Origin of the sequence: Nostoc sp. UHCC 0302 (assembly GCF_038096175.1) — a bacterium.
Lineage (GTDB): Bacteria > Cyanobacteriota > Cyanobacteriia > Cyanobacteriales > Nostocaceae > UHCC-0302.
Map to the genome: position 1 here is coordinate 4,007,508 of NZ_CP151099.1, position 19,703 is coordinate 4,027,210.

Consider the following 19,703-nt stretch of genomic DNA (forward strand, 5'->3'; position numbering starts at 1 on the left):
CACTACGTGTTTACAGTTTTCCCTTTACCCTAGATTTTTGATATGCGCTGTTTAGCCTCTGTTCAAACGAAAAAGCCTTCATCCCTGATTGCTCAAACTGTCCCTCGCTTTCATGGCGTAATTCAAACAGGACGTTTATGGCTACTTCTGCTGGGACTGACTTGGTTGTGTGCTGCCTGTAATGCTTCCGAAGCCCAATCAACTAAAGGGGCAGCCGGAAAAAATAGACCTGTGCCAGTGGTAGTTACTACTGCAACTCAAAAAATGATTCCCATCCTGCTACGAGCGACGGGAACAGTAGAAGCATATTCTACTGTATCTGTCAAGTCTCAGGTAGGTGGACAACTTACTGGGGTTTATTTCCAGCAGGGACAGAACGTGAAGAAAGGAGACTTGCTATTTAAAATCGATTCCCGGTCTTTAGAAGCAGCATTAATGCAAGCTAATGCTGCCAAAGCCAAAGATGTAGCACAGGTGAAACAGGCACAGGCAAATGTGGTCAAAGCGATCGCCCAAGTGAACCAAGCGAAAGCGAATGTAGTCAAAGATGTCGCTCAGGCAACAAATGCAGATGTGCAAGCTCAACGCTATTCTACTTTACTCAAGCAGGGGGCAATCAGTAAAGAACAAGCCGATCAGTTCCAAACGACTGCTGATGCTCAACGGGCAACTGTAAAAGCAGATCAAGGTGGAGTCGCAAATGCTCAAGCAGCGGTAGTGGCGGCTCAAGCAGACGTGCAGAACGCTCAGGCAGCAGTAGCAGCTGATGAAGCAGCAATTGAGAATGCTAAAGTTCAGCTTTCCTACAGTTCCATCTACGCACCAATTGCTGGGCGTACAGGTAGCGTGCAGCTAACGCGAGGCAACTTAGTAAAAGCAAACGCAGCGAATGCTGACGATTCACTCGTTACGATTAGCCAAATCCGTCCGATTTACGTCACCTTTTCGATTCCCCAACGGCAACTCCCAGACCTGAAAAAATACAGTACTAGAGGCAAGCTGGAAGTTAATGCTCTCCCTCCTAAAGATGCAGGGCGTCCGGTGCGGGGTGAACTCACCTTCGTTGATAGCGGATTGAATACCCAAACAGGCACAATTCAACTCAAAGGTACATTTGCCAACACTGACGAGCGACTTGTTCCAGGACAGTTTGTCAATGTAGTACTCAAGCTAACCGAAGAACCGAATGCCATTACAGTGCCTTCCCAAGCAGTCCAAAGTGGACAGCAGGGGCAGTTTGTCTATGTGATTAAAGCCGACAAAACAGCAGAAATGCGTCCAGTTACAGTCGGTGACACTGTTGAGAGTGAAACTGTCATCCGACAAGGCTTGAAACCGGGTGAGCAAGTAGTCACTGATGGACAATTCAACCTAGTACCTGGAGCCACAGTACAGGTGAAACCGGAAGTAGGAAGTAGGAGCCAGGGAGTAAATCGATGAATATTTCCGAGATATTTATCCGGCGTCCAATCATGACAACTTTAGTTATGGTTGGCATTTTGATATTTGGGTTGATTAGTTACAGACAGTTGCCCGTTAGCGATTTGCCGAATGTAGATTATCCTACACTGCAAGTTACAGCTAATCTGCCCGGAGCTAGTCCAGAAACAATGGCTGCCTCAGTCGCAACGCCTCTAGAGCAGCAGTTTTCTAGCATTGCTGGGTTGAGCTCGATGAACTCTACCAGTTCTTTGGGTACTACACAAGTAACGTTGCAATTTGACTTAAATCGAGAGATAGATGGGGCAGCACAGGATGTGCAAGCAGCTATTTCTAAAGCAACCAAGCAGTTACCTACTAATATGCCGAGTCCTCCGTCTTACCGAAAGGTAAATCCGGCGGATCAGCCCATCTTATATATATCTCTCAATTCTGCTATCTTGCCGCTGGCGACTGTAGACAAGTATGCTGAAACCCTGCTGGCACAACGCCTATCGATGGTAGATGGAGTGGCGCAAGTGCAGGTGTACGGCTCTCAAAAGTATGCAGTACGAATTCAAGTAGACCCCGAATCGTTAAGTGCCAAAGGGATAGGAATTGATGAAGTAGCAACATCAGTTGCTAACGGAAATGTCAATCTACCTACAGGTACGCTTTACGGGAAAGAGCAGAATTATACAATCCAGGCAAACGGTCAACTTAACGATGCTGCCAGCTATCGTTCTTTAACTGTCGCTTATCAAAACGGCGCACCAGTACAGCTAGGGGAAATCGGTCAAGTGCTGGACAGTGTAGAAAATGATAAGATTGCCAGCTGGTATTTTCCTAGCAAAGAGGGGCAGGGAAGCAAGAGAGCAAGGGAGCAGAAGAGCAGAAGGGCAGAGGAGAAATCCCAACCCAAACAAAATTCTGGAGTGCGGGCGATCGTTCTGGCAATTCAGCGTCAGCCGGGAACCAATACAGTTGAAGTGGTGGATGCAATCAAGAAACTGCTACCCACCTTCCGCAATCAGATTCCGGCAGCTGTGAACATGAATATTCTCTATGATCGCTCTCAATCAATTCGGGAGTCGGTGGATGATGTCCAATTCACGCTGTTGCTCACTATTGCCTTAGTGGTATTAGTGATATTTCTCTTTCTCCGCAATATCTCTGCTACAGTCATTCCCAGTTTGGCAGTGCCGCTTTCGATTGTGGCAACGTTTGGAATTATGCTGCTACTGGGCTACTCACTCGATAACCTATCACTGATGGCGTTAACCCTTTCAGTAGGATTCGTGGTAGATGATGCCGTAGTCATGTTAGAGAATATTGTTCGCCACATGGAGATGGGTGAAAGCCGCATGGAAGCAGCCCTAAATGGTTCTAGAGAGATTGGTTTCACAATCTTGTCCATGACTATTTCCTTGGTAGCAGTATTTATCCCCGTGCTGTTCATGGAAGGTATTTTGGGACGGCTATTTCGTGAGTTCGCCGTTACCATCAGCGTTGCTATACTAGTGTCCGGCGTGATTTCTCTGAGCTTGACACCAATGCTTTGTTCGAGATTTTTACGTCCACCTCATCATGAGAGGGAGGCAGGGGCAGGGGGGCAGAGGAGCAGGGGAGCAGAGGGAGAAATAACTCATACCCAGCCCCCAGTCACCAGTCCCCAGTCACCAGTCACCAATTTTAAAACTCGTCTATATAATATCTCGGAAAACTTCTTTAATACGCTGTTGCATGGGTACGAGTGGAGCTTAAAGCGCTCACTCAAGTATCACCGCACAACAATGGTGATTTCTGGAGCGATTCTTGTAGCAACAGCGTATCTATTTATAATTGTCCCTAAAGGGTTTGTACCGAATGCAGATGTTGGACAAATTACTGCAACTACCCAAGCCTCAGAGGATATTTCCTTTGATGAGATGGTAAAACATCAGCAAGCTGTGGCTGCGATCGCCTATCGTGATCCTAATGTGGATTCGATTAACTCCAGTGTTGGGGCTGGTGGGCCAAATGCTTCCGCCAATGCTGGACGAATTTTAATTGAACTCAAGCCTCGCCATGAACGTAAGTTGGGTGCTGATGAAATTGTCCAAGAACTCCGACCCAAGCTGTCGCGTGTACCTGGAATCAAGGTCTTCTTGCAAAATCCCCCTGCTATTAATATCGGTGGTCAACAAACAAAGGCGCAGTATCAATACACACTCCAAAGTCCTAATATCCAAGAACTTTATCAGTATGCGCCACTTCTAGAAAACAAGTTGCGATCGCTCTCAGATTTGCAAGATGTAAACACTGATCTGCAAGTTAGGAATCCACAAGTACAAGTAAATATTAACCGCGACCAAGCTTCATCTCTGGGTTTGACTGCCAATCAGATTGAAACTGCCCTGAGTAACGCCTATGGTACTCGCCAAGTTTCCACAATCTACGCCCCTGATAATCAGTACCAAGTGATTATGGGAGTAGAACCAAAATATCAGCAAAATTCCAATGCCCTGGATTTACTCTCAATTCGCAATCCTAGTGGACAACTAGTACCACTCAACGCTGTAGCAAGTTTGACTAAAAATGTGGGGCCGCTGACTATTAATCACAAAGGGCAGCTCGCCTCTGTAACATTCTCTTTTAACTTAAAACCGGGAATCTCACTAAATAGTGTCACTGGTAAAATTGAGAAATTAGCACGCGAAACGTTACCACCTACAATTAGTACAGCTTTCCAGGGTTCAGCCCAAGCATTTCAGTCATCGATTCAAGGGCTGGGAATGCTGCTGCTAGTTGCCATCTTTGTGATTTATATTGTGTTGGGGATTCTCTACGAGAACTTCATTCACCCCCTCACCATCCTCTCTAGCTTACCTTCTGCTGGATTTGGGGCATTACTGACCCTATTGCTATTTAAAGTTGACTTAAATATTTACGCCTTCGTCGGTATTATCCTGCTGGTTGGGATTGTGAAGAAAAATGGCATCATGATGGTTGACTTTGCTATTGAAGCTCGTCAAAACGGTAAAACTCCCTATGATGCTATTTATGAAGCCTGCATAGTGAGATTTCGTCCAATTATGATGACCACAATGGCCGCATTGATGGGGACATTGCCCATCGCCCTCGGTTTGGGTGCTGGAGCAGATACACGCCGTCCTCTTGGTCTAGCAGTAGTTGGGGGACTACTATTCTCGCAGTTTCTCACACTTTATTTAACACCCGTTTTCTACACCTACATGGAGTCTTGGCAAACAAAGCTCCAAAAACGCGACTGGCGCAAAAAGCCAAAGCAAAATTCTCCTGCACTGTAAAAGGGACTGGGGATTGGAGACTGGGGGACTAGGTATTAGTTATTTCTCCCCTGCTCCCCTGCCCCCTGCTCCCTGCTCCCCGCCCTCTGCTCCCCCACTCTAATTTTTATTTGCTCTAAAACTCGACCTGTACCCCTCTTTATCGGATTATGAAGAATGATTAAGAAAATGGGTATAGAAAAATATGATGAAGATGCTAGCTGAAAACTTACTTGGGATTGAGTCCAGATTACAAATTAATTGGGTTCTGGTAAATGCCTGCTTAGAGTTTGTTAGTTGGGGAGTCTTCTCACTTTTACTCGCTGAGATTTTAAGAGACAGCTACCATGCTTTGTGTCACCAAGTCACTTGGCTTGCTAAATGGCACAACAAGCACCATATGGCTTATCGCCGAGATTTATCGATAGTTTCTCTAAAAGCTTACCAAGATTCCCAGCTTTATCACGATATTTTAGAGTCGAGTCTACTACTGGTGATATTGACAGTAATTGCCTTAGTTGTTCACCAAATAGGATTATGGCTGGGAGTAGCTTATGCTTGCACTTTCTTATTTGGTGCGTCTCTGCGATATTTCCAGGGGAAAATTGATACAGACTACAATCACCTACCCGGCCCTTTAACGACAATTCCATCCATTTGGTGGGTGAATCGGTCTTACCATTGGCGGCATCATTTTGATGATGTCAACGCTTACTACAGTGGAGTTTTTTCCCTAGTGGACAAAATACTCGGCACAGGACTGTCTGTTAAGGGTAAAACTGTGGCTTTAACGGGGGCATCAGGCACTCTGGGGCAAGCATTGGCTGCTGAACTGCTAAAGCATAATGCTAAAGTCGTGGCATTAACTACTAATCCAGAAAAGTTACCAGAGCAAGCTGGGGTAAAGGTGGTTCCTTGGCAGTTGGGTAATGAAGCTGATTTGAGGAATAGTTTAGAGAAAATTGATATTTTGATTATCAACCACGGAATCAATGTCTACGCTAGCCGCACACCAGAGGCAATCAACTCTTCTTATGAAGTGAATACTTTTTCAGCATTGCGGTTGATGGATATATTTTTGACAACTGTGACAGGGCCACAAGCAAAAGCAACTAAAGAAATCTGGGTTAATACTTCTGAGGCTGAGGTGTCTCCAGCACTGAGTCCACTTTATGAACTGAGCAAACGAGCGCTAGGAGATGTTGTTACCCTAAAGCGATTAGATGGGGATTGTGTAATTCGCAAGTTAATTCTCGGCCCGTTTAAGAGCCAACTCAATCCTTATGGAGTGATGTCGGCAGAGCAAGTTGCTCGTGCGATCCTGTTTTTAGCTAAGCGAGATTTCCGAAATATTATTGTGACGATCAATCCTCTCACTTATATGCTTTTTCCTTTGAAGGAAGCTAGTACGTGGCTATACTATCGAATTTTTAGTAAGACAGCGAAGAGTTAATCAAGGGTAGAGGGGCAGGGGGGCAGCACTTCTCTACGAGAGGCTGCGCCCTAAGCGCAGCTATGCCGCAGGCTTTACGGCTCCTTTCGGCTTCTCTGCGAGACTAAGGCGTTAGCGAAGCCTTCGCTTTAGCGATACGCTCAAGGCAAGCCGCTCAGTGACCGAGGGGCAGGGGAGCAGGGAGAGAACTATACCCAGTCCCTAGTTCCTATTTTTAAAACAGAAGAAAGGGAAAATGCACCTGGCTGTTAACACCCAGAAACGAGAAGGCGATCGCTTACCTAGCCATAAGTAAAGCGATCACCACTATCGATGGGTGTGTCTACGCTTTTAAACGTAAACGCAAACTACATGAAGAATTTTACCATCATCAGAGTTTAATTCAAGATTCCAAATCATGAAGCGATCGCTTTTGAGAAAATTCTTGATTCAGCCTATCCTTGGCGCTGCACATAAAAGGCTGATAATCCAGACAACTAACTTTTCTTATTTAACTGCTACTTGCTTTAGTAAAGCTATCCACATATCTGATGGATCGGAGTAGTAATCAATTTTTTCAACTTGATACTTACAAAGTATACCGTCTAGTTGCAAAATAATGTAATCACTGGGTTTAATACCTTTCCCCATCCCAGTCATGTACCCTTTCATTTCTTCATGTAACGGCTCGAATACAAAGTCGCTTCCCAAAACAAACTGGCTGTAATCGTGTATTTTATTCTTTTGTTTTAATTCATTTGCTGGATAGCTAACTTGGGCAAACTTACTTAATAAACCAAAACTTATATTCATACCTGTTCTGAGCAAAGACATAAGTGAGTTCTCCCAAAGAAAATATTTATAATGAATTCTGTCTTGTAGGTGAATCTCAATCCCTGTCAATTACCAACTCAAAGCTGAACAGTTGGAGAATATAGTCAGGAATCAATTGTACTTCTAGGCAATAACCTGAAGCATCACCCAATCTCAAATAAGTATCTACACCCATAAATAACAAAACAGGGTCTTCTAGCAGTTCTTGGGGAACAGCCTCTAAATAATTTTAGAATTAGTACTTAAAATAAAAAATTAAATCTTCTTAAGACTTAATCCCTAACTTCTAATTTTTAATTTATACCCAGTTTCATGTGCTGTTGAGAATACTCCATGTCACTAATGATGCCATTTATACTTTGGGTAGTCAAGTTCTAATACATTTTCTTTATTATTAATTATATAAATTTTATTATTCACTCTTCAGCCAAGTTAAATGCGCTCTCAAATGCATTATTTAATAGTATAAACTCATGCGTAAATACCGTTATTAATAGTATTAAACGGCAGTAAATTCCGTAAACTTACCCTTTCTTTTAACACTCGCATCTATTAAAAATATTTACTAATCTACAGTAATCCCGTATTGTTTGTGAGCAAGATGATTTTGTCTTTTGTCATAAATTATCTGTATTTTTTATCTTATGAAAATCAATAGCCAGCGCAAAAAAAAAACTAGATAGAGCGTTCTATAAAAAATCTGATCAAAGACTTTTTATTACGTCTTCTACTGTTAGCTAAACAAGATTATGTTCCCAATCTCAATAGGATAGCTGTATAAATATATTATCTTTTCTGTGAGACTTTGGAGTATTGCTAATATAAATTTTATAAGATAAATACACACAGAAAACTGGTTTAATATTAAACTTATTGATAAGTTGACAATCTATGCATCAGGATGAGCTTCGTAAGGATGCTACAGCTACATCTACTTGTTTGAGGAGTGCTTCCAGAGTAGACGAGTTATCTAAAACGACATCTGCAAGAGCTGCTTTTTCTTCTAAAGAGAGTTGGCTATTGATGCGAGCTTGCGCCTGTTCTTTGGTCAAATGGTTTCTTTGCATTAATCTTTGTAGCTGTTGCTCTAGTGAACAACGCACTACCCAGATTTCTGTAACCAAATCAGTCATTCCAGCTTCAAATAGCAGAGGTACTACTAATACCAGTATTTGTGCAGGGGATTGGGCAATTGCTTTAAGGAATTGTTCGCCTACATAAGGATGAATCAATCCCTCTATCCAGTCGCGTTCGCCTTGGTGATTAAAGATAATTTCGCCTAGCTTTTGGCGGTTGAGACTGCGATCTGGCAGTAATATCTCTTCGCCGTAACGTTGGGCGATCGCATCCAGAATAGGCGAACCTACAGATACTGCATCTCTAGCATAAATATCAGCATCTAAAATCGGTAAATTATAAGCATTAGCCAAATAATTAGTGACAGTGGTTTTGCCTGTGGCAATACCTCCAGTTAAGCCGATGATGCGTTTTGTCATTTGTCATTTGTCATTTGTCATCGGGCATTGGTTATTCAGCCTTTCTTCATTTCATCTTGCCTTCTTCAAGTAGTTATTTGCTACTAAGAATTTGTTGCCCATTTTATCAGTGCTTGGGTTAATCCATCTAAAGTATATTCTTCAGCTTCTATATCCACGCGTCCTAATAAGGAATGACAAGTTTTGGAGGTTTGGGGGCCGATAGAGGCTATGCAAACTCCTTGTAATAACTGATGTGCATCAGGGTTATTCGAGAATATATTTGCTGTGAGTTGACAGAAAAATTGCACAGTTTTAGAACTGGCAAAGGTGATTACATCCACTGCACGATTTTGCAGCGCTAACTCTGCGGCAGGTGGGATACTACTTGGACAGCAGGATTGATATGCGGCAACTTCAATTACCTCTGCACCTTTGGCGGTTAATTCCTTAACTAAAACTTCTCGTCCGCCACTTTCCACTCTAGGAAATAATACCTTTTTACCTAGTAGTTGTTCGGGAAAGTGTTCCACTAATGAATCAGCGACAAAGTTGGGGGGAATAAAATCTGGTTGGATGCAGCGTTGTTTGAGGCTTTGGGCTGTTTTCTCCCCAACAACCGCAATTTTAACGCCTGTTAAAGCACGTGCATCTTTACCTTGGGCATTGAGTCTATCAAAAAAGTATTCTATGCCATTAGTTGAAGTGAGAATTAGCCAGTTGAAGTCAGATAAATGCCCGATCGCATTATCCAAAGCTTCCCAATTAGAAGGCGGGCCGATTTCTAAGGCTGGCATTTCAATGACATTAGCACCTGATGCAGTCAGGCGATCGCAAAATTGACTTGATTGTCCAACCGAACGTGTTACCAGGATGGTTTTGCCAGCGAGAGGAAGAGGGGAAGAGTGGGGGAGTGGGGGAGTGGGGGAGTGGGGGAGTGGGAAAGTGGGGGAGTGGGGGAGATTAGTTGACATAAGTTGGGGGCTAGGAGTTTTACCTGTAGTTGAATCCTCAGAGTTTATTCTCTCAGGTTGCAAGTACTTGCGTAGCCCGACAACTTCGCCAATCACAATTACGATTGGGGAAAGAGATACTCCAGCGGTTTGTTCTAAAATATTACCCAGTTGGGCTGTCCAAATTTGTTGATAAAGAGTTCCAGCCCAGCGAATGATAGCAATGGGTGTTAAAGGCGATCGCCTATACCGCAATAATTGATGTATTATCTCTGGTAAATGTCGCCCTCCCATCAAAATTACTAGTGTTTCTAAGCGTGAAAGTGCTTCCCAGTCTAAAGCATCTGGTTCGTGGGCTGTAAACACTGCAAAAGTGCGACTTAAAACTGGATCTGTCAGAGGAATTCCTGCAAGTAAAGGTGCTGCAAGGGCTGAAGAAATTCCTGGAACTACTTCAAAATCACAACCAGATGCTTTCAAAGCCTCAATCTCGGAAGTACAGCGCCCAAAAATAAATGGATCACCTGATTTAAGCCGTACAACTTGTTTTCCTTGCTGGCAGTACTTTACTAGTAAGCTGTTAATCTCAGCTTGGGGCGTGCTGGGTTTACCTCCACGTTTACCGACATCTAACTTGAGGCAATCTAGCGGTACGCAATGTAATAATTGGGTATCTACTAAGGCATCGTAAACCAACACCTCAGCAATAGCTAAGAGATTACTAGCTTTTACTGTTAAATAGGCCACATCTCCAAGCCCTGCGCCTACGAGGTAAACTTTGCCCCTTGTTTGAGTCATGGTTTAGATTTGTAGCCGAAAATATAAAACGATTCTCATATAGAACCCAGTCCCCATTACCCCTTATCCCCAAAGGGAGCCCCGAGTTCCCCAATCCCCATTCCCTGTTTAATTTGTTTGATTACTAATTTTTTGGAATAGCCCATCAACTCGCTCAACCATCTCTTTGTTTCCTTGAGTTTGGAATAATTGTCTGGCTTTTTTGAGATTGGCGATCGCTTCTTCTGTTTGTTTTTCTCTGCCAAGTGTAATTCCCAAATTATAGTAAGCGAATGCATACTCAGGTGACAGACTAATGGCTTTTTTGTAATGTGCGATCGCTTCTTGTGGTTTGCCTTGATCGTCAAGTGCATTTCCCAAACCTGTATAGGCTTCTGCGTGCTTTGGTTCAAGGCGAATGGCTTCTTTATACTCAGCTACTGTTTCTGTTAGCTTACCTTGAGCGTAGAACGCACTTGCTAAATTATAGTGAGCGTCTGCATATTTAGGATCGAAGCTAATGGCTTTTTGATACTGCACAACTGCATCTGCTATTTTGCCTTCAGCATACAGGACATTTCCTATAGCGTTATAACCTATGGGATTTTTTGGTTCAAGGCGAAGGGCTTCTTTATACTCGGCGACTGCTTCTACTGATTTACCTAGACTATACAGAGCGTTACCTAAATAATAATGAGCGCTGCCATAGTTAGGATCAAGACTAATAGATTTTTTGTACAGGGCGATCGCTTCTTGTGGCTTGCCTTGATCGTAGAGTACATTTCCCAAACGGGTGTAAGTCGGTGCGTAATTGGGTTCGAGCCGTGTAACTTCTGTATATTCGGCAACTGCTTCTGTGAGCTTGCCTTGAGCGTACAGGGCGTTACCTAAATTATAGTGAGCTTTTATATACTTATTATCGAGATTAATCGCTTTTTTATACTGGGCGATCGCTGGTTCTAACTGATTGAGCCTAGCCAAAGTCAAACCTAAATTAAAGTATCCTCCAGGATCTTTAGGATCTAGGCTAATAGCTTTTTTGTAAATGGCGATCGCTTCTTGTGGCTTGCCTTGATCGTCAAGAGTATTCCCCAAAGCAATATAAGCTTGTGAAAAGCTGGGTTCTATTTCCAGCGCTTTGCGAAAAGCTACCTCTGCTCCTTTTAAATCTCCTTGTTTGTAGAGATTTATTCCTTGCTCGAAGTTAGCAACTGCATTTTTGTTCTCAGATACTCCCAACAGAGAGAAATCTTGGACTTTTGATAAGCCAAGGCTCACACTTCTACCAAAAGCAACATTAGCTGGTAGCAAACATAAGCTAATAATTGCTGTAGCCAGGATACTTTTTTCTATTTTTATCATTTTACTCTATCTACTTGAGATTACAAGTTAGCGTAGTATAATTTTGTGTTTTTACATAGTTGATTTCCTAATTAGATATTGTGATTACGGAAAAACAGTCAGCTATTACTTTGTGTATTGATTATTGAAATATTTTTATTAATTTTTTTAAACTTAAGTCTTTGATCGCGAGCATACTTTCTAGCAGCTTTTTAACTGTCGATAACTGATACTAAGTATCTATTTTGACCTATATAAGTAATTTAGAATATATCTGAGTGGATTTAGATTAATCGTACTCTTAATAAGACTTACCTACCTACCACCTTTTTTCTCACGAATTTATATTTTGGACAAGTCTATTTCATAACCTCGCTCAAGACTTTATTAATCGTATGTAATAATTCATAGAGAGTGTAGGGCTTTCTCAAAAATGTATTGACGCCAGCATTAACAGCTTCGACAACTTGGTTCTTCGCTCCTGTACCGCTAATGCCAATAATCTTGACTTGTGGGTTCATTTGTTGCAGGATGCGGCTGGCGGTTAACCCATCCATCGATGGCATAATCATATCCATCAACACCAAGCTGATTGTATCTTTGTGCTGAGCATACAATGAAATTGCTTCAATGCCATCACTAGCCGTCAAGATTTTGTAGTTGGAATCTTCTAGTGAAGTTTTAGTAATTTCTAAGATGGCAGTTTCATCATCTACAACTAAAATCAATTCTCCGTTGCCGTAGGGTAATTCCAAGTTCTCTGCTTGCTGCCTTGCCCTTTCTTGGACAGCTGGTAAGTACACCTGAAATTGAGTGCCTTTGCCTATCTCGCTCTCCACGTTAATAAAACCACTATGATTTTTGACAATGCCAATCACAGTTGACAAACCTAATCCTGTGCCTTTGCCTGATTCTTTAGTTGTAAAAAATGGTTCAAAAATCCGCTCCAAAATATGTGGAGGGATGCCAAATCCAGTATCAGCAATAGTGATGACTACATACGGGCCTACCTGAGCATCAAGATTCATCCTGGCAAAGTTTTCATCAATAAATAAATTTTCCGCGCAAATAGACAAAGTACCACCCTTGGGCATAGCATCACGAGCGTTAACACACAAGTTCATTAACACTTGATGTATCTGAGTGGGATCTGCCAAAATAGCCCAAAGATTTTGCCTGGGTAAATTATTAATAATTTTGATAGATTTGGGAAATGTACTTTTAGTAATTTGGTCGATTTCCCACAATATATGTTCTATTTGCAAATAAACGCCCCTACCTTCAGAGCCACGGGCAAAGGTCAAAATTTGCTTGACTAAATCAGCTGCACGTAAAGAGTTATCTTCAAGAACGTTTAAGAGTTGCTGATATCGCTCATCAAGATTGGGAAGTTTCAGCGCCAACATTTGAGATGAAGCCATAATAGGCGTCAGAATGTTGTTGAGGTCGTGAGCAATGCCACTAGCTAACGTTCCGAGGCTCTCTAATCGCTGGGTACGGAGAAATTGGGCTTCTAATTGTTTTTTTTCTGTAATATCGGTATCAACGATGAGGATAGCTTTGGGTTGCTCTGCTTCATCACTCATAAGTGTCAAGCGACTAGCAACAGTAACTTGTTTACCTGATTTTGTCAGTTTAGCCAATTCACCCTGCCACAACCCACGCTTGACAACGAATTCTTGTGCTTCTTTTAGTTGTAGTGAAATTTCTTGGCCAAAAAGCTTATTAGCATTGTTAGCGATCGCTTCTGCTGCTGAAAAGCCGTATAAGCGCTCTGCACCTTGATTCCAGAATAAGATTTGTTGCTCTAGATTACAGACAATAATTGCGTCTGTTGTGATATCAAGTAGAGCTGCTTGTTCGCGAATTTTCTGTTCTGCCCGCCTGTGTTCTATTGTTGTCGCTAACACATTCGCGATCGCCTGTAAAAAGTTAATATCATCTTGGGTGAATTCTCGGAGTTTAGTTGTGTGTGCGCCTAAAATACCAAAAGGTTGTTTCTCACCCTGAATAATCACACTAATGCCGCTGACTACTTTGTGGTCATGTAGCAACGGCGGCCCACTGAAGCGCGTTTCTTGACGGAGATCCCAAACAATTACTGGCTCACTAGAAAGTAGTGTATAGCCTGCTTGGGAGTCGCTGCCTGCACCTACTGACCCAACTCCTACCAGCCCCGGTTGCCAACCAACTCCTGCTCGCAACAGCAAGCTGTTCCCATCTGGAAATAGTTCTAAAACCTTGCTATATTCTACTTCCAGGCTTTGAGCAACCAGGACAACGGCTTTATTCATTAATGTGTACAAGTCTGCATCAGTCAGAGCCAATTGGCCTAGTTGGGCCACAGCTGCTTGTTGACGTATATGTGCTTTTAAACGGGATTCTACCCGTTTGCGCTCCGCGAGTTCGGTTTGTACCTGTTGATACAGTTCAGATTGCTGAATTGCGATCGCTACTTGTGCTGCTAGTTGTTTAAGTAAATCGACTTCCCACGCTTCCCACTGCCGGGGTGCTGCACACTGGTTTGTAATTAGCAATCCCCACAACTTGTCTTTTTGTAAAATGGGGACTGCTAAGTTTGCCTTGACTTGAAACTGAGCGAGTAAATCGCTTTGGCATTCAGCCTCATCTGTTGTATGAATATCTGGTATAGAGGTCAAAAACTTTTGTCTACATTCCCTAGTACAAGTTTCTGGAAAAAAAGTGTCTTGAGATTGGGCATTTAAAATGGAAATCCAACCTTCACCAACGGATTCCACTACCACAACCCCACCATAATCTGGTTGAAACTGATAAATAAATACTCGATCAACTTCGAGTAACCGCCGTACTTCAGCCACAGCAGTGTTCAAAACATCTTTGAGGTTCAAACTCTGGCGGATGCGCTGAGCAATTGCCATCACCAATTTCTGCCGCTCGATTTCCTGTTGTAGTGCTGTCTGTGCCTGTTGGCGATCGTATATCTCTTGTTGCAAAAGCGCGTTGGCATGGGAAAGCTCAGCTGTGCGTTCCTCAATCCGTATTTCTAAATCCTCTTGCACTTAGTCTGGCATCTCCTTTTCTGCTGGGGCTACTCAATATCCTGCTACGATGGTTCGCTAGTTTTTCTTAATTTACCTGTCTACGTTGCTAACCAGTTGCTCTAATGCTGCAATCATATCTAAAGAGTATTTATGAGTAAAATATTTTTGCAGTAAGGCTGGCAAGAGACTTCTCTCAAAAGGGGGAAAGGGGAAACCTATATTCCAAAGAATTAAACTAATAGGACATTATATATTAATCCGATTGAGCATAGCAGACTAAACGGTAGTCTTAGTTTTTGAATGGGAACTTATGTTACTCAAATCATAAGTTGACCACTTGATTTGCTGTGGAGCGATCGCTTGATATCTATTAGAAAAGTAAATTACTTTTCATAATATGTAATATTACTGAAAATAGGAACACAAAAACTTTCTCAAACTGTTATATAGTTGTGTTTTTCACTACTAAAACTTGACTCAACCAGGGAACCCTCTGAAGTTTAGTTGCCCACAAAAAGCAAGGAGCTAAAGTACTTCTTTGTCAATCCTTCGGGTGATGCTCCTAAAGTCGCTAACGCAGTCTCCTAATTTACCGACTGAGACGCTATCGCAGTTTTAAAAAAGCAAATATCAAGCAAATAACTATCTTTTGCTGGATTTATTGACCTTGAAAGTTTTAAAATAAATTCCGTAAATTCGGAGTTTTTAAAGCTAAATATGAAACTTATCTGGAATGGGTACGGTATAGCTTTACAGGTGTTAGCAATAGTAACTTTAGCTACCCCAGCACTTGCAGAAATCGTTAATATTAACCTGTTGCAACTTAATGATATCTACGAAATTACACCTGTCGAGGGGGGAACTCGCGGCGGTTTGGCGCGAGTTGCGACGCTACGACAACAACTTTACAAGGCAAACCCTCGCACCTACACTTTCTTAGCTGGAGATGGTTTTAGTCCTTCAGCTTTAGGAACTGCGAAAATTAACGGTATACCCTTAGCAGGTCAGCAAATGATAGCTGTGATGAATGCTTTAGGGTTTGACTATGCGACTTTTGGTAATCATGAATTTGACCTGCCGGAAAACCTATTTTATCAGCGATTGAAAGAATCACAGTTTCGCTGGTTTTCTGGTAATGTCTCGGATAGTAAGGGGCAACCTTTCAAAGGTGTCCCACGCTCAATAGTGTTTAATGTTAAAGGCGATCGCGGTGCTGTCGTCAGGGTAGGATTAATTGGTGTCACTCTTAATAGTAATCAGCCTCAGTACGTCAGTTACACCGACCCGATTGAAACAGCCAAACAGCAAGTTCAGGCATTAAAGGGTAAAGTTGATATTGTGGTTGCTGTTACCCATCTGCCAATTGAAAGCGATCGCAAATTAGCCGAAACTGTACCGGAAATTGACATAATACTGGGTGGTCACGAGCATGAAAACATTCAGCAGTGGCGCGGTCGGGACTTTACACCAATTTTTAAAGCTGATGCCAATGCGCGTACAGTCTACGTCCATCAATTAAGTTACGATACTACAAAGCGCAGTCTCCAGATTAACTCCCGCCTAGTGCCAATTACTGACAAAATTGCCGACGAGCCGAAAACTGCAAAGGTAGTCAAAGAATGGTTAGAACGCGGTTATCAAGCATTTCGTGCCAATGGATTTAAGCCAGAACAGCAAGTTGCGATCGTGCCAGATGCTCTAGATGGTTTAGAATCTAGTGTCCGCAACACATCCACAAAGCTGACAGAGTTGATTGCTCAGGCAATGTTAAAGGAAGTGCAAGACGCGGATTTAGTCATATTTAATAGTGGTTCAATTCGGATTGATGATGTGATTCCGCCTGGCCCGGTTACCCAGTACGATATGATTCGGGTACTGCCTTTTGGGGGTAAAGTTGTCGCCATAGAGATGAATGGCGAATTGTTAAAAAGGGTATTAGATAAAGGACAAGCTAATAAGGGTAGTGGTGGCTATTTGCAAACAGCTAAAGTTAGTCAACAAGCAAGTTCAGGGAATTGGTTGATTAACGGTCAAGTACTTGAACCAAAACGAACTTACAAAGTGGCTATTAATGACTTTTTAATCACTGGCAAAGAACAAGGATTAAATTTTTTAAATCTTCAGCAACCAGGGATTAAACTGATTGCTGAAAAGCGGGATATTCGTTTTGCAGTAATTGACGAGTTACAGAGCCAAAAGTAGAGATGCGATTATACTCTTACGAAAAGCCGCACTCCCTGCGTCTACGCGTCTGTACAAGAGCCAAGAGTTAGTAATTCTCCTCTGCCCCATGCCCAATATTTCTAATCAATACTTTTGAGATATTCTCGGTTGGTTCATGTAGTTATAGACTAGCCGGGAAACTTGACGGACAAATTCTCTTCCTCGCTCATCATCATGAGGTCTTCTAACAAAAATTCCTGCTAAGTAATGCTTTCCGTTAGGCATTTCAATAATGCCTGCATCACCTACAAGAAACCCAATATCCCCAGTTTTGTGAGCAATAGTCCCACCTTTGCCAACACCAGCCGCTAGTAATTTTTTATTACGGCAATGACGCAAGATATCTAAAACTTGCGATTGACTCCTATCTGAAATTAACTTATGTTGATCAACTAATGCTGATAATCGTACTAAATCTGCGGCACTAGTAGTATTAGTACCTTTAAAATCTCCTAACATATTACGAATTACTGTGCTTTGCAATCCCCAACTGTGGAATCGCTGATTGAGCTTTGCCTTACCGCCTAAACGGTCGATAATCATATTTGTAGCAGTATTATCACTAATAGTAATCATCTTGTTGATAGTGGCTAGCACGCTCAATTTGATTCCTGGTGATTTATACTGTAAATCTCCGGAACCGCTGGCAATTAAGCCGCGCCGCATCACCAGTTTTTCATCTAGCTTGATTCTGCCAGCGTCTACTTCTTCAAATAAGGCAACTAGAATCGGATATTTAATAGTACTTGCTGCGGGAAATACCTTTTCGCCATTAATATCTAAATAGTTACCTGTTTCCAAATCTAAGAAAAACATCCCAGGTTTGAGAAAACTATAACGAGCCATTAATGCTTTAACTTGAGATTGTAATTCCGGTATTTCTTTCCCTAACGGCACAACACCAGCAAATAGAGAACTATCGTTTGTGTTAATAAAAATATCTGGTCGTTTAAGCTTGGGAACATAAATTTCTTGTGCTGCTCCTTGATTGTCTAATTGAGCCAGTCGCAGCTTAAAATTCGATGTTGAATCTGCCTGATTGTAAGTAGGATTAAATTTTTGTAATTCTACTCTTGCTGCCTTAGCTGACGATGACAAGGCTAACATACTGATAAGGGAAAGTAATAACCAACGTAATTTCATCGTGTTCTTTTGAAGTAGAGTTAAATTTAGTTAGAAAGTTTTTCTCTGGTCTCCTAGTTTATCCGGATAAACCAGTCAAAATAATAAAGATGATTATATAAGCGTCAACCTGTTTATTTACTATGTATTTTTCCTGATAAATCAAGAAGCTGAGAATGTAACATAGTCATTTTCCAGGATAACAATCAAGACACATATTCCAAAGCCTCATGCAACATTTACCTATAAACTGCAATTTTGGTAAAGACTGCTTAACTCTTGCCCGTATTTCTATCTCAATCTCAACGTGTAATTTCTTGGTAAGTAGGTAGACAGGAATAAATTAAAGTTTATAATTTACGCTGACTTTTAAGATACCGCAAACTACGAGCCATAAAGTATCTTCAGTTTTGTTACCTCCACTTACTTAGCCAAAGCAACAGGGTAGCAGTTATTGTACTTCCAAGGAGAACTCGTCGACGCAAAACGAATTCTGATTAAAGTAGGTTACTTGATTTAAGAATGGTAAGATAGTCCCTATATTTCAAAAGATTAGGCAAAGTAATACGTGCTGCATCTCCGGTACTATGTATACCATCAGTACCTACTCAATGCCGCCTCCTACATCAATGACAGAGCATATTACTCCTCCAACAACCAAGCCTCGCAATCCTTATTTCTCTTCTGGGCCTTGTGCAAAACGCCCAGGATGGTCTGTTTCTAATCTTCATCAAGCTTTTGTAGGTCGTTCTCACCGTTCAGATGATGGTAGAGCTAAATTGGCAGAAGTGATTGAGCGTTCTAAGAAAATCTTGGGCGTTCCTGCTGATTATCGTTTGGGCATTGTTCCAGCTTCTGATACTGGTGCAGTCGAGATGGCGTTGTGGTCACTGCTAGGACAACGCCCTGTTGATATCTTGGCATGGGAAAGTTTTGGGCAAGAATGGGTAAAAGATGTTTTAGATGAGTTGAAGTTACCTGATGTTCGCTTGATGAAAGCGCCCTATGGCAGTTTACCGGATTTAGATCAGGTTGATTTTAGTCATGATGTGGTGTTTTTGTGGAATGGCACAACTTCAGGTGTGAGAGTTCCAAATGGAGATTGGATCAAAGACGATCGCCAAGGATTAACTATCTGCGATGCTACATCTGCTGTTTTTGCGATGGATGTAGCCTGGGATAAGTTAGATGTGGTGACTTACTCTTGGCAAAAAGTATTAGGCGGAGAAGCACAGCATGGCGTCATTGTACTCTCACCCCGCGCTGTAGAACGGCTCGAAAGTTATCAACCAGCTTGGCCTCTACCTAAATTATTCCGACTAGTACAAAAAGGTAAGTTGATTGAAGGTATTTTTAAGGGAGATACAATCAACACACCATCAATGTTGTGCGTGGAAGATGCCCTCGATGGGCTAATATGGGCAGAAAGTATTGGCGGACTTCCTGGTTTAATTGGTCGCAGTGAAGCTAATTTAAGTGCGATCGCTAAATGGGTTGAGCAAAGTAATTGGGCAGGTTTCTTAGCACAGCAGCCAGAGACTCGCTCTTGTACCTCAATTTGCTTGCAGATTGTCGATTCTTGGTTTACTAGCCTAACTCTAGAAGAACAGGCAAAATTTGCCAAAAAACTGGCAAAAATTTTGGAAAAGCAACAAGTCGCTTACGATATTGCATCCTATCGCGCTGCACCACCAGGGCTGCGGATTTGGGGAGGAGCAACAGTAGATACCGCAGATATTGAAGCCCTACTTCCCTGGTTGGATTGGGCGTACTCGACCATAAAAGCTGAGGTTGCTTCTGTGGCTTGATGTTATAAG

At 42.1% G+C, this 19,703-nt stretch carries 11 protein-coding genes; 5 read left to right on the forward strand and 6 right to left on the reverse strand.

Going from position 1 to position 19,703, the window contains the following annotated elements; genetic code table 11:
* Positions 1-42 precede the first annotated feature (42 nt).
* The 3 genes from WKK05_RS17375 (at position 43) to WKK05_RS17385 (ending at position 6,159) form a co-directional block, all read left to right on the forward strand.
* Entirely contained in the window at positions 43-1,440 is a 1,398-nt protein-coding gene (locus WKK05_RS17375) for an efflux RND transporter periplasmic adaptor subunit (RefSeq protein ID WP_341530833.1), read from the forward strand.
* Positions 1,437-4,727 carry an efflux RND transporter permease subunit gene (locus WKK05_RS17380; protein ID WP_341530834.1) on the forward strand — a complete coding sequence of 1,097 codons (3,291 nt, stop codon included), beginning with the start codon at positions 1,437-1,439 and terminating at the stop codon, positions 4,725-4,727. The genes WKK05_RS17375 and WKK05_RS17380 overlap by 4 nt, the downstream gene beginning before the upstream one ends.
* A 184-nt stretch (positions 4,728-4,911) precedes the next feature.
* Positions 4,912-6,159, forward strand: coding sequence for a bifunctional sterol desaturase/short chain dehydrogenase (locus WKK05_RS17385; RefSeq protein WP_341530835.1), 1,248 nt, complete (start codon positions 4,912-4,914; stop codon positions 6,157-6,159).
* 486 nt (positions 6,160-6,645) lie between these two features.
* Here the strand turns inward: WKK05_RS17385 and WKK05_RS17390 are convergent, their stop codons facing one another.
* The 5 genes from WKK05_RS17390 to WKK05_RS17410 all read right to left on the reverse strand — a co-directional run bounded on the left by WKK05_RS17390 (position 6,646) and on the right by WKK05_RS17410 (position 14,559).
* The gene (locus WKK05_RS17390; RefSeq protein WP_341530836.1) at positions 6,646-6,972 is read right to left on the reverse strand and encodes a hypothetical protein; all 327 of its coding nucleotides are present in this window, start codon (positions 6,970-6,972) and stop codon (positions 6,646-6,648) included.
* An 896-nt stretch (positions 6,973-7,868) separates the two neighbouring features.
* Positions 7,869-8,468: a dephospho-CoA kinase gene (gene coaE / locus WKK05_RS17395; RefSeq protein ID WP_341530837.1), complete on the reverse strand. Its 600-nt coding sequence runs from the start codon at positions 8,466-8,468 to the stop codon at positions 7,869-7,871.
* A gap of 83 nt (positions 8,469-8,551) precedes the next feature.
* Positions 8,552-10,198 (reverse strand): uroporphyrinogen-III C-methyltransferase, encoded by a 1,647-nt coding sequence (cobA, locus tag WKK05_RS17400; RefSeq protein ID WP_341530838.1) that lies wholly within the window; start codon positions 10,196-10,198, stop codon positions 8,552-8,554.
* Positions 10,199-10,306: 108 nt separating this feature from the next.
* Entirely contained in the window at positions 10,307-11,539 is a 1,233-nt protein-coding gene (locus WKK05_RS17405; RefSeq protein ID WP_341530839.1) for a tetratricopeptide repeat protein, read from the reverse strand.
* A 338-nt stretch (positions 11,540-11,877) separates the two neighbouring features.
* The gene (locus WKK05_RS17410) at positions 11,878-14,559 is read right to left on the reverse strand and encodes a GAF domain-containing protein (RefSeq protein ID WP_341530840.1); all 2,682 of its coding nucleotides are present in this window, start codon (positions 14,557-14,559) and stop codon (positions 11,878-11,880) included.
* Between the two features lie 699 nt (positions 14,560-15,258).
* On the opposite strand from WKK05_RS17410, the gene WKK05_RS17415 reads away from it, so the two are divergent.
* A complete protein-coding gene (locus WKK05_RS17415) occupies positions 15,259-16,743 on the forward strand; it encodes a bifunctional metallophosphatase/5'-nucleotidase (protein ID WP_341530841.1) in 1,485 nt (494 codons plus the stop codon).
* Positions 16,744-16,848: 105 nt separating this feature from the next.
* Here the strand turns inward: WKK05_RS17415 and WKK05_RS17420 are convergent, their stop codons facing one another.
* Complete coding sequence (locus tag WKK05_RS17420; protein WP_341530842.1) at positions 16,849-17,907, reverse strand: serine hydrolase; 1,059 nt, start codon at positions 17,905-17,907, stop codon at positions 16,849-16,851.
* Positions 17,908-18,515: 608 nt separating this feature from the next.
* On the opposite strand from WKK05_RS17420, the gene WKK05_RS17425 reads away from it, so the two are divergent.
* On the forward strand, positions 18,516-19,694 hold the full coding sequence (locus WKK05_RS17425; RefSeq protein WP_341531110.1) for a phosphoserine transaminase: 1,179 nt from the start codon (positions 18,516-18,518) through the stop codon (positions 19,692-19,694).
* Positions 19,695-19,703: the final 9 nt, after the last annotated feature.

Excerpts from the sequence above, each read along its gene's own strand:
- WKK05_RS17375 (WP_341530833.1), top strand. The coding sequence starts at position 43 with ATGCGCTGTTTAGCCTCTGTTCAAACGAAAAAGCCTTCATCCCTGATT.
- WKK05_RS17380 (WP_341530834.1), top strand. The coding sequence starts at position 1,437 with ATGAATATTTCCGAGATATTTATCCGGCGTCCAATCATGACAACTTTA.
- WKK05_RS17385 (WP_341530835.1), top strand. The coding sequence starts at position 4,912 with ATGATGAAGATGCTAGCTGAAAACTTACTTGGGATTGAGTCCAGATTA.
- WKK05_RS17390 (WP_341530836.1), bottom strand. The coding sequence starts at position 6,972 with ATGTCTTTGCTCAGAACAGGTATGAATATAAGTTTTGGTTTATTAAGT.
- coaE (WP_341530837.1), bottom strand. The coding sequence starts at position 8,468 with ATGACAAAACGCATCATCGGCTTAACTGGAGGTATTGCCACAGGCAAA.
- cobA (WP_341530838.1), bottom strand. The coding sequence starts at position 10,198 with ATGACTCAAACAAGGGGCAAAGTTTACCTCGTAGGCGCAGGGCTTGGA.
- WKK05_RS17405 (WP_341530839.1), bottom strand. The coding sequence starts at position 11,539 with ATGATAAAAATAGAAAAAAGTATCCTGGCTACAGCAATTATTAGCTTA.
- WKK05_RS17415 (WP_341530841.1), top strand. The coding sequence starts at position 15,259 with ATGAAACTTATCTGGAATGGGTACGGTATAGCTTTACAGGTGTTAGCA.
- WKK05_RS17420 (WP_341530842.1), bottom strand. The coding sequence starts at position 17,907 with ATGAAATTACGTTGGTTATTACTTTCCCTTATCAGTATGTTAGCCTTG.
- WKK05_RS17425 (WP_341531110.1), top strand. The coding sequence starts at position 18,516 with ATGACAGAGCATATTACTCCTCCAACAACCAAGCCTCGCAATCCTTAT.